The sequence below is a fragment of the Pseudoalteromonas sp. S1608 genome (assembly GCF_005887265.1).
Classification (GTDB): Bacteria; Pseudomonadota; Gammaproteobacteria; order Enterobacterales; family Alteromonadaceae; genus Pseudoalteromonas; species Pseudoalteromonas undina.
The window spans coordinates 56294-70722 of sequence record NZ_PNDK01000003.1 but is presented as its reverse complement, the minus strand read 5'-3'; the positions used below and the strand labels follow the sequence as shown (position 1 = coordinate 70722).

The 14429-nt window shown below is 40.4% G+C and carries 12 protein-coding genes; 7 read left to right on the top strand and 5 right to left on the bottom strand.

Translation table 11 applies throughout. The features are described 5' to 3' along the window. Window positions 1–25: 25 nt before the first annotated feature. Together metL and metB are read right to left on the bottom strand one after the other, a co-directional pair. Window positions 26–2371, bottom strand: a complete 2346-nt coding sequence (gene metL, locus CWB75_RS02295; RefSeq protein WP_138569785.1) for a bifunctional aspartate kinase/homoserine dehydrogenase II — start codon at window positions 2369–2371, stop codon at window positions 26–28. 49 nt (window positions 2372–2420) lie between these two features. Next, on the bottom strand, window positions 2421–3668 hold the full coding sequence (metB, locus tag CWB75_RS02290; RefSeq protein ID WP_138569784.1) for a cystathionine gamma-synthase: 1248 nt from the start codon (window positions 3666–3668) through the stop codon (window positions 2421–2423). Window positions 3669–3866: 198 nt separating this feature from the next. On the opposite strand from metB, the gene metJ reads away from it, so the two are divergent. Next, window positions 3867–4187, top strand: a complete 321-nt coding sequence (gene metJ, locus CWB75_RS02285) for a met regulon transcriptional regulator MetJ (RefSeq protein WP_008115021.1) — start codon at window positions 3867–3869, stop codon at window positions 4185–4187. A 71-nt stretch (window positions 4188–4258) separates the two neighbouring features. Here the strand turns inward: metJ and CWB75_RS02280 are convergent, their stop codons facing one another. Together CWB75_RS02280 and rpmE are read right to left on the bottom strand one after the other, a co-directional pair. Next, the gene (locus CWB75_RS02280) at window positions 4259–5500 is read right to left on the bottom strand and encodes a malic enzyme-like NAD(P)-binding protein (RefSeq protein WP_008465773.1); all 1242 of its coding nucleotides are present in this window, start codon (window positions 5498–5500) and stop codon (window positions 4259–4261) included. A 524-nt stretch (window positions 5501–6024) separates the two neighbouring features. Further along, complete coding sequence (gene rpmE, locus CWB75_RS02275; protein WP_008115018.1) at window positions 6025–6240, bottom strand: 50S ribosomal protein L31; 216 nt, start codon at window positions 6238–6240, stop codon at window positions 6025–6027. Between the two features lie 230 nt (window positions 6241–6470). Between rpmE and priA the strand changes: the two genes are divergently transcribed. The 5 genes from priA to CWB75_RS02250 all read left to right on the top strand — a co-directional run bounded on the left by priA (window position 6471) and on the right by CWB75_RS02250 (window position 11579). Then, window positions 6471–8654 (top strand): primosomal protein N', encoded by a 2184-nt coding sequence (priA, locus tag CWB75_RS02270; RefSeq protein WP_055012265.1) that lies wholly within the window; start codon window positions 6471–6473, stop codon window positions 8652–8654. Between the two features lie 20 nt (window positions 8655–8674). Beyond that, the gene (locus tag CWB75_RS02265) at window positions 8675–9202 is read left to right on the top strand and encodes an SPOR domain-containing protein (protein WP_054202549.1); all 528 of its coding nucleotides are present in this window, start codon (window positions 8675–8677) and stop codon (window positions 9200–9202) included. Window positions 9203–9283: 81 nt separating this feature from the next. Next, a complete protein-coding gene (gene hslV, locus CWB75_RS02260; protein WP_008115012.1) occupies window positions 9284–9802 on the top strand; it encodes an ATP-dependent protease subunit HslV in 519 nt (172 codons plus the stop codon). A 12-nt stretch (window positions 9803–9814) separates the two neighbouring features. Further along, the gene (hslU, locus tag CWB75_RS02255) at window positions 9815–11143 is read left to right on the top strand and encodes an ATP-dependent protease ATPase subunit HslU (RefSeq protein WP_054202550.1); all 1329 of its coding nucleotides are present in this window, start codon (window positions 9815–9817) and stop codon (window positions 11141–11143) included. Between the two features lie 61 nt (window positions 11144–11204). Continuing rightward, a complete protein-coding gene (locus CWB75_RS02250; RefSeq protein WP_055012266.1) occupies window positions 11205–11579 on the top strand; it encodes a gamma-butyrobetaine hydroxylase family protein in 375 nt (124 codons plus the stop codon). Between the two features lie 71 nt (window positions 11580–11650). Here CWB75_RS02250 and CWB75_RS02245 read toward each other — a convergent pair whose 3' ends face one another. After that, window positions 11651–13531, bottom strand: coding sequence for a methyl-accepting chemotaxis protein (locus CWB75_RS02245; protein ID WP_138569783.1), 1881 nt, complete (start codon window positions 13529–13531; stop codon window positions 11651–11653). Between the two features lie 399 nt (window positions 13532–13930). On the opposite strand from CWB75_RS02245, the gene rraA reads away from it, so the two are divergent. Beyond that, entirely contained in the window at window positions 13931–14428 is a 498-nt protein-coding gene (rraA, locus tag CWB75_RS02240) for a ribonuclease E activity regulator RraA (RefSeq protein WP_008465762.1), read from the top strand. Window position 14429 lies beyond the last annotated feature (1 nt).

The window sequence follows — 14429 nt, the reverse complement described above, 5'->3', positions numbered from 1 at the left end:
GCTAATTTGCGGCCTTTTTGATGGTCTAACTAATATTTTGTACCAACCAGTATAAGTCAGAGTGCACGCCCGCTGCAGTCACTTCTTTACCCGCACCGGGGCCTTGTATCACTAATGCGTTTTGGTTATACCACTGAGTATTAATCACAAAAATATTATCGCCAGGTGTTAAATTAGCAACCGCTTCGCTTTTTGGTACATAGGCAATTCCTACCTTAGCGTTTAGCTTGCTGTTTTTAAACTCTAGCAATCCGGTATAACACAGTGCAGCATTTTGTTGCAAAGCCGCTTCGAAGTGCTGCTTGATAAACGTATCTAAACTAGCCTTGTTATCAACAAAGTCATTCCAACTGCCCGCACTTAGCTCATCGGGCATCAATGCCGATAAAGAAATGTCACCAAGTTCCAATTCAATACCTAATTCACGCGCCAAAATAAGCAACTTGCGTTGCATATCTCGGCCAGATAAATCTTCTCGCGGATCAGGTTCGGTGAACCCCAAAGCTTGTGCTTCAAGCACTAAATCTGAAAATGCCTTGCTGCCATCATACATACTGCATAACCATGACAGCGTGCCAGAAAACACGCCTTCTATACGCGTTATTTTATCGCCACTGTTTTGCAAATCGGCCAGTGCAAAGTTAATCGGTAATCCGGCTCCCACACTGGCATTATAACGCCAATGTAAGCCGCGCTGTGCTAAATCTTCACGTAATGCTTGATACCAGCTCAGCGGAGCTGTGCCTGCGTATTTATTAGCACTAATTAAGTGACAATTTAATTCCACAAATTTGCTATAAAGCTGGCTAAAATATTCACTGGCGGTAATATCAATCACTACCTTATGTTCATATTCAAGCGTATCAATGTATGACAACAAATCAGCTTGCTGATAGGGGCTTGCATGGTTTTCCCATTGCTGTTGCCAGCTCTCACAGTCTAACCCATTGGCATTAACCAGCATCTGCTCTGAGCGTAGTAATGCTACTAACTTAATGTTAAAACCTGATGATAAACGGGCTATTTGTGCTGGTAGTTGGCGCATAAATTCGGTACCAACATTACCAAGCCCTGCAATAACTAAAGCTATTTCTTGCGCTTTATTGATCAATTTATCATGCAGTAAGCTCAGCACATCACTCTCAAGTACCTGATCGGTTAATAATAACGTATAACCGTCACCAAAATGAGTAAACCTAGGGTGAATTGATTGCGCTTGAAGTACAGCGGCACTTTGCTCACCGAGTATCGCTATATCTTGCTCTGATGCAATAATTGCAACCCCATTTAAGTTAGACTCACTAATGTTGGCGCGGCCAGCAAAATAATTAACCACCTGATATGTCGCCGACGCAGGGACTACCAAGTAAATTTCGCCCGCATGTTCAAAGTGATGCAAACTATGCTGAATAAGCTGACTAACATGCGCTACCTCGCCTTCACTCAAGTCATCAACAGTAAGTAAATCCACATTGTTAATCGTGGTTAAAAAGCGCTTTTGTTTACTCATTCCTAATTTAACTATTTCGGTATGGCTGCCTTGAAGATCGTAACTACTGCGAACAATTAACTCTATATCGGTCCCTTTTAATGGCGATAATGTTTTAGCATGTAGTACGGGGTTACCTAATCTAGCCAATAAATTAGCTTGTTCGCGACACACCCGCGCATACTTAATCGCATTAGCTACCTTACGCGGATCAGTACTAAAAACACCTTGAGTGTCAGTCCAAATAGACACTTTTTTAGCATTGCAATATCGTGCTAATAAAGTAGCACTGTAATCACTACCATTTCGCCCTAAGGTCACGGTTTCATGTTGTAAATTAGCCGCAATAAACCCTGTAACGACATTAATTTTGCTTGTATCTATGGCTTTTAAGCACTGCTGCTGATTATTAGCATGCTGTAGCTGCCCTGCGTCTAATATGAATAACTGCCTAGCGTCCAGAGCGCAAGCACTAACGTTAAGTTGCCCTAAGTAAGCGCTTAATAGCCTTGCAGACCATAATTCGCCATGAGCTAATAGCCACGCTTCAGCTAAGGTACCTTGCTTGGCCTGCTGGGTAATCGTGCTTAGCTCAGTAGCAAGTATATTGAGTGCTTCATGCTTAGCACCCGCTATAAGCAATTGTTCAATTAGCGAAGATTGATGATTACTTATTAATAAAATAATGTCAGCAATCGCTTGGGTATCTTGCTGTTGGAAGCTTTGCCACAATTTAACCAAGGTATCGGTGGTTTTACCGGCAGCAGATACCACCACACAATCCCCTGCTTGAGCATGAGTTAAAATAATATTTGCGACACTTTTAAAGCGATCCGCTGAGCTTAAACTCGAACCACCAAATTTATGAACCTGATTTACCATGTTAATACCAACTCGACTTCATGTTTTGTATTTTCAAAATTGGTAGGCACTACCATAACGCCGGATGCGCCGCGTTTAATTTTGCTAAACCAAATGACTCACTAGCACCATTTTTTGCAGCTAACGCGTTATCTGCTTGCCCGGGGCGAACCAAATTAAATACCCTGTCTAAATCAGCAAGTAAGTCTTTTGCATCTTCAATACCCACCGAAATACGAATAAGCGTATCACCCACCCCAGCTTCTGCACGAGCAGTCGCCTCCATGCCTGCATGGGTCATGGTTGCGGGGTGACAAATCAAACTTTCCACTCCGCCTAATGATTCCGCCAAGCTAAATTCATTTAAGCGCGTTAAAAACGCTGCAGCATCGTTTATATCGCCTTTGATATCAAAACTAACCATTGCACCAAAGCCAAACTGCTGCGCCTTAGCAAGCGTATGTTGTGGATGTGATTCAAGACCTGGATAGTAAACCTGAGCAACAAACGGGGAGTTTTCTAAATACTGTGCAATAGCGAGTGCGTTTTCTTGGTGTTGCCTCAAACGCACGTTTAACGTGCGCAAACCTCTGAGAGTTAAATAGCTATCAAATGGTGCCCCTGTAATACCAATATTATTTGCCCACCATGCCAGTTCTTCGCCAAGCTCAGCGCTAGCCGCAATAACCGCACCACCAACAACATCTGAATGACCATTGATATATTTAGTAGTTGAGTGAACCACAATATCAGCACCAAATTTAATCGGATTTTGCAAAGCCGGCGATAAAAATGTGTTATCGGCAGCAACCAGTGCACCGCACTGCTTAGCAATATCGGTAACTGCTTTAATATCAGTTAATCGTAAAATTGGATTACTCGGTGTTTCAATCCAGATCAGCTTAGGTTTAATAGCAAGAATTTGCGATAAGCTTTCGCTTTTAGTGAAATCGACCACTTCTAGCTTTAACAATCCGCGTTTTTCCAGTGAAGTAAATAAACGATAACTGCCCCCATAGCAATCGTGAGGGATCACTAATGTATCGTCACTATTTAATAATTGGGTTGTTAAGTGAACAGCCGCCATGCCCGTTGCGGTAATTATGCCTTTAGCCCCGCCTTCAAGTTCAGTGAGCGCCTCAGCCAAAATGTCACGATTAGGATTACCACTGCGGCCATAATCATATTGGCGCTTGGTATCAAAGTCAGCAAATGAGTAAGTGGTTGATAAATAAAGCGGTGGAACAACCGCACCATGCTGTTTATCGGCTTCTATTCCAGTACGAACAGCAATTGTTGCCTTATTTTTTTCACTCATTTTCGTCACCTTTACTGTTTTGGATGTTTAGACGTCTAAAAGGTAGCGCATGCAGTTTAAGATGTCAAAACATTTAAATGTCTAGATAGCTAAATAACTAGTATTTGACTATCTTTTTTAAACCGATAGAATTTCACGCATATTTACACGCTTTGATGCTGTGTGAGCAATTTATAATCTGAGGCAACGATACATCTTATGGCTAAATGGAATGGTGAATATATTCACCCATACGCAGAACACGGGAAAAAATCCGAACAAGTAAAAAAGATCACCGTTTCGATCCCGCTAAATGTATTAAAAGTATTAACCGACGAGCGTACCCGTCGTCAAATAAACAACTTACGCCATGCAACAAATAGTGAGCTTTTATGCGAAGCGTTCTTGCATGCGTTTACAGGGCAACCGCTACCTAATGATGATGATCTACGTAAAGACAACGCAGAAAAAGTACCTGAAGAGGTGAAGAAAATAATGCAAGAAATGGGACTAGAAGTGCCTATTTTAAATGAAGACTAAATTTCTTTATCTGTGTTATAAAAAAACCTCAGCAAATGCTGAGGTTTTTTTGCGTTAATTTACACTTAAAATTACGCCATGTAATTTTCTGGCATATCAATTTGTGCCACACCCGAATCAACTGCAGCTTGAGCAACGGCTTTGGCGATACGAGGCAGTAAGCGCGGATCCATAGGTTTTGGTATAATATATTTAGCACCAAACTCTAATTTATCGATACCTGCAGCAGTCAGTACTTCAGCCGGAACTGGCTCTTTAGCAATACTGCGAATTGCCTCTACAGCAGCTATTTTCATTTCATCGTTTATTTCACTTGCGCGTACATCTAGTGCGCCGCGGAAAATAAATGGAAAACAAAGTACGTTGTTAACTTGGTTCGGATAATCAGAGCGGCCAGTCGCCATAATAAGATCGTTGCGTGCAGCATGTGCTAATTGCGGATCAATTTCAGGATCGGGGTTTGAACATGCAAATACAACTGGGCGGTCAGCCATTAACTTCAAATCATCGGCGGCTAATAAATTAGGGCCTGATACACCAACAAACACATCGGCATCTTCAATTACGTCCTGTAAAGTACGTTTATCCGTGTTGTTTGCAAATAATTGCTTATATTCATTTAAGTCATCACGACGTGTATGAATAACGCCTTTACGGTCTAACATATAAATGTGTTCACGCAGTGCGCCACACTTAATTAAAAGCTCCATACAGGCAACAGCTGCAGCGCCGGCACCTAAACACACGATAATCGCATCTTCAATTGCTTTACCTTGTACTTCTAGCGCATTTAGCATACCCGCAGCCGTTACAATTGCCGTACCATGTTGATCATCATGAAACACAGGAATGCTGCAACGTTCTATAAGTGCTTTTTCTATCTCAAAACATTCTGGCGCTTTAATATCTTCTAGGTTGATACCACCAAACGTGTCTGCAATATTCGCAACCGTGTTGATAAAGTCTTCGGTTGTGCGGTGCTTAACTTCTATATCAATTGAATCTAGGCCTGCAAAACGTTTAAATAATAATGCTTTGCCTTCCATTACTGGTTTTGAGGCCAGAGGGCCTAAATTACCTAAGCCTAAAATTGCGGTGCCGTTAGTAATAACCGCAACCATATTTCCTTTACCAGTATACTTATAGGCATTTGCTGGATCAGCGGCAATTTCACGAACAGGTTCTGCAACACCTGGGCTATATGCGAGCGCGAGGTCTTTAACCGTCTCAGCGGGCTTGGTCAGCTCAATACTGATTTTACCTGGAACGGGATGGGCATGGTAATGTAGTGCTTGTTCACGAAAATCTGACATAACGCGATTATATCCTGCAATTTAAGTTAAAGTGAGAGGTAGTTTTATTCTACGATACCTTTATTATTTTTAAATTCCAAGCAATATCAGGTCTATCCTGTTATATGCTAGAACTCTTAATTTTAAGTGATTTATCAGCAACTTCTCTAGATTATCCTGACATTTTTAAAATATAAATTCGTCATAAAAATGAAAATTACAGGTCGTTTTTACCCTTATTCAATATTTATGAAATACTCTTTTCAGTCTTAAATTAAAATAGTGAAATACCGAACTTTGTTTAACTTTAAATACAAATAACTTCACGTTAACTACATTTAAGTACCATATTTAAAGTGTAACAAATAAAAATATAGATAATATTGGCAATTTTGTCTGCAAATGTTTATGCATATTCGGAATAAGAACAGGAAATAGTTATGCAAAAATAATAAATACAAAACTGTTATAAAAATGGAGGGATAAGTGAATTTTAGGCACAAAAAAAGCACCCTAAGGTGCTTTTTTTACATAGAAACAAAAAATTATTTTTTGCTGCTAAGTGCACCGAAGCGCTTGTTGAAGCGATCAACACGGCCGCCAGTGTCTAAAATCTTTTGCTTACCAGTGTAAAACGGGTGACACGCAGAACATACGTCTAAGTGAATGTCTTTACACAAAGTAGAACGAGTTTCGAATTTGTTTCCGCATGAACAAGTTGCAGAAATTACTTCGTACTTAGGGTGAATACCTTCTTTCATAGGAACCTCTAGTTAAGGCCGCATCGCTCTCCAAACCCGAAGTCTGGCACCATACGTCGTTAAAACAAATTTATTGGTCGCGAATTTTATCCAACAACCCGCACGCACACAAGCTTTAATTATTCTTTTTACTAAAAAGTCGGCAAACACCTATTGATTACTGATTTGTCAGTAGGCTTTTAATACTATTTTTAGTACATTAGGCTATTAGGTTTCTTAGTTGAGTTGTTATGTGTTTTGTTGAAGTTGCAATAAAAGTCCCCTTACCTCGCACCTTTGATTATAAAGTGGATGAGCAATTAACACCGCTGACTCAATTGCAGCCTGGCATGCGCGTACTCGTCCCTTTTGGCAATCAACGAAAAGTAGCGGTTATCCTTAGTTTAAAAACCGATACAGAAGTTCCTGAAGGCAAAATCAAATCTATTATTGAAGTAATTGATAATTCGCCGGTGTTATCTGCGCAACATTTGGAGCTGCTGAAGTTTACTGCGCGTTATTATTGTTATCCACTAGGTGAAACTATTCATATTGCACTCCCCAATGCGCTGCGCCAAGGTGAATGCCCTGATAAAACCAGTATAAATATGCTGACGTTAACTGATAAAGGGGCGCTTTTACCATCTTTAAAAGCTAAAACACAGCTTAACTTGCTTAAGCAATTATCTGCATCGGGTAAGTCATCATTAACGGAACTAAAAGCACTCGGGTTTAATAAAAAGACTATTGATAGCCTGTTGGCAAAAGAGTTGATAGTGCAAACCATTGAACATGACAATCAATGGCAACATGCCTCTCCTACTGTGGGCACTAAGCCTCGCTTAAATAAAGAACAAGCGATTGCTTGCACAGCTATTAATCAAAGCACCGGTTTCAATAGCTTTTTACTTGAAGGTGTCACTGGTAGCGGTAAAACAGAAGTTTACCTACAGTGTCTTGAAGAGGTGTTAAAGCGTGGAGAGCAAGCGTTAGTACTTGTTCCTGAGATAGGTCTAACACCGCAAACAGTGAATCGTTTTAGGCGCCGCTTCCCTGACACGCCAATTATGCTATGGCATTCAGCGCTCACCGATAACGAGCGCCTGCAAACATGGCGGTTTTGTGAAAAAGGCAGTTGTGCCATCGTTATAGGTACTCGTTCGAGTATTTTTCTGCCCTTTTTAAAACTCGGGATGATTGTGGTTGATGAAGAACATGATGCTTCATTTAAACAACAAGATACTTTACGCTATCATGCACGTGATTTAGCAGCGTATCGTGCTTATCAGCATAACATTCCGCTTATTTTAGGCAGTGCTACCCCCGCTTTAGAAACACTGCACAAAGCAATTAATAACAAATACCAGTTACTCACATTAAGTGAGCGAGCACAAACTGCCACCGATAATCAATTTAAGCTTCTCGACATGAAAGGTCAGCCTGATCAAGCAGGTATTGCCCATGCGAGCCTAGCGATAATGCGCCAGCACCTGAATAAAGGTAAGCAGGTAATGGTATTTTTAAACCGCCGTGGTTTTTCGCCTACTTTAATATGTCATGAGTGTGGTTGGTTAAGTGAATGTAATCGCTGCAGCACGAGTGCAACCTTTCATAAAGCCATCGGTCAGATGATTTGCCATCACTGTGGTGACCAATATCAAGTACCGCATCAATGCCCTGATTGTGGTAGCACGCAGATATTTCCTAACGGTAAAGGCACTGAACAAATAGAAGAATTTTTGAGTACTGAATTTAAAGACATCCCAATTAGCCGAATAGACCGCGACTCTACGAGGCGCAAAGGCAGCCTTGAAAAAGCATTGGATGAAATAAACCAAGGTGGCGCACGCATTTTAGTCGGTACGCAAATGCTGGCCAAAGGCCACCACTTTGCGGATGTAAGCTTAGTACTCATTTTAGATGTAGATAGTGGTTTATATTCGTGTGACTTTAGGGCAACAGAACACCTTGCTCAATTAGTGACTCAGGTTGCAGGCAGAGCTGGACGTTCTGGTGAGCCCGGTGAAGTATTATTACAAACACACTTCCCTGAGCACCCATTATTACAAGATTTAGTTAATAACGGCTATCAAGATTTTGCCCGCTTTGCGCTCACTGAACGAAGTGACGCGCAGTTACCACCCATCACCAGTATGGCAATAGTTCGTGCACAGGGACATAACATTAAGCAAGTCGTCGACTTTCTAACGGATTTGGTTCCTGTCAATGGGGTATCTGGTATACAATTGCTTGGACCTATCCCTGCGCCTTTAGAAAAGATTGCGGGGATGTATCGTTTTCAATTACATATTCAAGCGCAAGATCGACGCATTTTACATCCGTATCTTGCACAAATGGTTGATTATCTCAGCACCAGTAAACTAGCTCAAAAAGTTCGCTGGAGTTTAGACGTAGACCCTACAGACATGATTTAGGTAAGGCCACACATAACACCATGGCACAGCACGATTATATTAATAAAAAACCAAAAAATAGAAAAAATACCAAACAAGAACCGGCTAAAAAACCTTTTCCGCTGTTATTAACCCTGATTGCACTAGTACTTGTCGGTGGCTTTGCATATGGACTCTGGTTTGTTAAAAATAATGCCGATCCTGATCTTGTTGAAAAACAAGCAAACCCAACAGCCGAAAAACAAGTAGAAATAGCGAAACCGCGACCACCTAAATTTATTAAAGAAATTAAAGAGCATGAAATTCAAGTTGAAGTGAAAGAACTTGAACAAAAAGGCCCTTATGTTATGCAGTGTGGTTCATTTAAAACGCATCAACAAGCTGAAACCTTAAAGGCTAAAATAGCCTTTGCTGGGCTAATTTCAGAGATCAAAAAAGCCACAGGTACCAATGGTGTTTGGTATAAGGTGCGTTTAGGGCCTTATGAAACCAAGCGCCAAGCAGAAAGTGATAAAAATAAACTAAAACGAATTAATATCGTTGGCTGCGGAATTTGGGGCTGGACTTGAATTTAAACCATTCACCCATATAACCTCTTCATAATCGTTTTTTACGCGCTGCCCCCTTGCAGCGCGATGATGAGGAATAACATGACTACAATCGTAAGTGTACGCCGTGATGACAAAGTTGTTATTGGTGGTGACGGCCAAGTCTCCCTTGGTAATACTGTAATGAAGGGCAATGCCCGAAAAGTTCGACGTCTTTATAATGGCAAAGTAATTGCTGGTTTTGCTGGCGGTACTGCTGATGCCTTCACCCTTTTCGAACGTTTTGAAAGCAAATTAGAAATGCACCAAGGCAATCTAACTAAAGCGGCTGTAGAAATGGCTAAAGATTGGCGTAGCGATCGTGCCTTACGTAAACTTGAAGCCCTGCTAGCTGTTGCTGATGAAACTGCATCATTGATCATCACTGGTAATGGTGACGTCGTACAACCTGAAAACGACCTGATCGCAATTGGCAGTGGCGGAAACTTTGCGCAATCTGCTGCAACCGCCTTATTAGAAAATACCGACTTAAGTGCTCGTGAAATTGTAGAGAAAAGCCTAACAATTGCTGGCAACATCTGTGTATTTACGAATAACTTCCAAACTATCGAAGAATTGTAATAGGAACTCGCCATGTCTGATATGACCCCAAGAGAAATTGTTCATGAGCTAGACCAACATATTATTGGTCAAGCAAAAGCAAAAAAAGCGGTTGCTATTGCCCTTCGTAATCGCTGGCGCCGTATGCAGTTAAACGAAGACTTACGCACAGAAGTAACGCCAAAGAATATTTTAATGATTGGCCCAACTGGTGTAGGTAAAACAGAAATTGCGCGTCGTTTAGCAAAACTTGCTAATGCCCCTTTTATCAAAGTTGAAGCCACTAAATTTACAGAAGTGGGTTATGTAGGTAAAGAAGTTGAAACTATCATCCGTGATTTAGTTGATGTTTCAATTAAAATGACTCGTGAGCAACAAACTAAAAAGTTTAAACACCGTGCAGAAGAAGCTGCAGAAGAGCGTATTTTAGATGTATTACTGCCTCCAGTGAAAGATCAATACGGTGAAGTTCAGCGCGATGATAACTCATCAACACGCCAATCGTTTCGTAAAAAATTACGTGAAGGCCAGTTAGATGACAAAGAAATTGATATTGACTTAGCGCAAGCCCAGCCGAATGTTGAAATTATGGCTCCTCCTGGCATGGAAGAAATGACCAACCAGCTACAGGGTATGTTTCAAAATATGGGTGGTGATAAACGCACTAAACGTAAGCTTAAAATTAAAGAAGCGTTTAAATTACTTACCGAAGAAGAAGCTGGTAAATTAGTTAACCCTGAAGAATTGAAAGAGCAAGCAATTTTTGCGGTAGAGCAAAATGGCATTGTGTTTATTGATGAAATAGACAAAATCTGTAAGCGTGGTGAAGCCTCAGGTCCAGATGTAAGCCGTGAAGGTGTACAACGTGATTTATTACCGCTTATTGAAGGCTCTACGGTTAATACTAAGCATGGCATGGTTAAAACTGACCACATGCTATTTATTGCCTCAGGTGCATTCCAAATGTCTAAGCCATCAGACATGATCCCGGAGTTACAAGGCCGTTTACCTATTCGTGTTGAACTTGAAGCACTCACAGCCGATGACTTTAAGCGCATTTTAACTGAGCCACACGCATCACTTACTGAACAACAACGCGAGCTACTCAAAACAGAACAAGTTGCTATTGAGTTTAGCGACGATGCAATTGAGCGAATTGCTAAAGCCGCGTGGCAGGTTAATGAGAAAACCGAAAACATCGGTGCTCGCCGTCTGCATACTGTTATGGAAAGATTAATGGAAGAAATTTCATATGATGCTTCTGAAAAAGCGGGTTCAAGTTTAGTTATTGACGCTGCCTATGTTGAAAAGCACCTAGGTGCGCTGGTTGAAGATGAAGACTTAAGCCGCTTTATTCTTTAACAGCCGTTTAATGTATACTAAAAGCCTCCAGCATGGAGGCTTTTTTGTAAGTGAGATGACGATGAAACAAGTAACTAAAGTGCACTATCATAGTGTAAGTAAAAATTTAGATGTGTTCTTTGATGATCATTCAGAGACAACCTTCAGTGCGGAGTTTTTACGGGTACACTCTCCCTCAGCCGAGGTTCAAGGCCATGGCTCTGAACCTATGAAGTTGGTACTTAATAAACAAGCTGTGGCTATTAAAACTATTACACCCGTAGGGCATTACGCATTACGTTTAGAGTTTGACGATGGTCATAATAGCGGGCTATTTAGCTGGCAATATTTTGCTAAGCTGCAGGCTGAGAAGGCGAGCTTGTGGGACACATATTTAGAACGTGTTAAGCAGCATGAAGATAACAAAGACAGCGTACCAATAAAATTTGTACCTTAGCGCCAGTTGGAATGCTTCTGCTTAGTTAGTAAGAAAAAAGCAGCAATTAAGCCACTTTTTTCTATGGAAAGTTATACTTTATATTTTGAGATTGCTTGATGAAGCACCCTTGATTGCTCAGATACTTCTTCACTGGTTTGCGCATTAGTTTGTGAGTGAGCAGCAGCTCCTTCAGCAATATCTCGAATACGGACTACATTTTTATTAACCTCTGATGCTACCTGACTCTGTTCATCAATAGCAGTGGCTATATGTGTACTCATTTCCATAATCGTTTGCACATCAACAGTGATTGCTCCTAGCAATTCACCCGCTTTTGTTGCTTGTGTTGCACTCTCACCACCCTGAGTACGACACTGATGCATAATACTCACTACCTCTTGGGTACGCTGTTGTAAGGTGTTAATAATACCTTCAATTTCGCTAGTTGACTCTTGCGTGCGTTGTGCAAGTGAGCGCACCTCATCTGCAACAACCGCAAAACCACGACCTTGCTCACCCGCTCTTGCTGCTTCAATAGCCGCATTTAGAGCCAGTAAATTAGTTTGTTCTGCAATGGCACGAATTACATCAAGTACAGAGCCAATGGTTTCACCATCTTTTTCTAGCTGTGACACCACGCTAGAGGCCTTACCAAGCGAATCAGACAAAGCATTAATATGTTTAATGGTTGACTCTACTTCAACTTGACCTTGTTGAGCACTTAAATTGGTTGATTCAGCTTTTTTAGCTGCAGCTTCTGTATTATGTGAAATATCTTGAATCGTTGCTTGCATTTCTGTGGCTGCCGTTGCCACCATGTCCGCTTCATGCAATTGCTCTTGCATGCCAGAACTAGTTGCTGAGGTTGTTTCAGATAAGTTACCCGTTGCTATATTAAGCGTTGTCAGAGCAGTATTTACTTCATAGATAAGATCTTTAAAGTCGCTAATCAAGCTATTAAAATCTATGGTCATCCTAGTGACTTCATCTTCTCCTTTGTGCTCTATGAATAAGCTTAAATCATTGTTTCGTCTTATCTTGTCAATAGTTTGATAAACTTTCTCAATAGGCTGAATTATTGAGCGGCTAGTTAAATACACAAGGACCATAACAATAATACTGGCAACTATAAATATGGCTATTGCTAATAATTGCGCCTGCTGAGCTGTTTCACTCACTTGCTTTTTAGTGGCCGTAGTAATGGCAGTAACCACATCATCACTTTTCTTAACACTAACTCTCATTTTCCCAAGAGCACCCGAATCTAAATCAACCCCTAAGGCGACTTGTGCATCGACTAGTGCGGTAAATTTGCCTTGGTAATTAGTCATTAATGAGGTTAATTGATTGCGTATATTACTAGGTATTTCTGCGGTATTTATTTGTTGTTTTAACTCATCACCCAATTTATTAAATCGGTCTAAATATTTGGTATCTAAACGTAACATAAAGTCTTTTTCAGCACGGCGTAGCTGCAGCATAGTAGTAAGTAATTTATAATTATTTTGCTGGTTCAGCAGTGTTTCAATGTTGTGTACTGACTCACGCAATTCGCCATAGAGTGCATCTTTAGGGTGTAAACCTATCTTTCGCTGTAAATTAACAACAACTTGAAAGTCATCATAATACTGCTTTGCAAGCGCCTCAAATTGGTTAACCTGAGCAATGGCAATATCTAAATCGTTTGATAAAACAGATAGTTTCCCCAGTTTTAGCTGAAGCTGTTTATATTCATTGGTGAATAAATCTAAGCTATTTTCATCTTTATAAAATAAAAAATCTTTTTCATATTTACGCATCGAAAGCTCATGTACATCAAGCTCTTCGGCGTATTGAATTGTTTCATTTAATTTAAGCATTACACGTGCTTCATAAATGATAATGCATAGCATGACAATCATTGCTAAGCCAACAACTAGGGCATTTAGTTGCAAACGGCGTTTTATCGTCAGATTTTGTAAAAAATTCATTGTAAATACCTATATTAAATTTGCCAGCGCAGTATAACGTGATGCTTCATTTTATTTAAATCATTAAGTTTGAACAAAATAAAAGGGGTCGCCGGTAAAATTTAACCATTTACAAACTCCTTTTAAACAAATGGACAATATTAAACCATTGGCCTAACCACAGTATTACTCAATTTTACAACTCTTGCCACTGAAGAGGAAAAGTTCAACTGCATCAAAGATGCAATACACCTGTTTGTAATCTTGTTGTGAATAAATGACAAGTTTATGAAAGAATTATTATTCTTATAGTTGATTTAGTTCTAATTATGGCTAAATTTACTGCGATTAAGTCGTTGTTATTGCCTATAAGGAGGGTATACTGAGTTACTAACTTATGTATCTTTTGAGGATAAAATAATGGATTACAGCACTTCTGATTTATGTGACCACTTTGCTGATGTGGTTGACGTGCTTGAACCTATGTTCATCAACTTTGGTGGTCGACACAGTTTTGGTGGCCGCATTAAAACGGTAAAATGTTTTGAAAACAATGAACTGATCCGCCAATTACTTTCTCAAGATGGTACTGATCAGATTTTACTTATTGATGGCGGCGGCTCAACTCGCAGAGCATTAATCGACATTGAGCTGGCTGAGCTGGCACTAGAAAACAATTGGCAAGGCATTATCGTATATGGTGCATTACGTCACGTTGATGAGCTTGAAGAACTTGATTTAGGGATCCAAGCTATTGCATCAATTCCTGTTGCAGCAGACAGTGAAGGCGCGGGCGAAAGCGGTATAGGGGTTAATTTTGCTGGCGTATCATTTTTTGATGATGACTTTGTTTATGCCGACAGTACAGGTATTGTACTTTCTGCTGAAGAATTAGAGCTAGAAATAATAGAACTTTAGT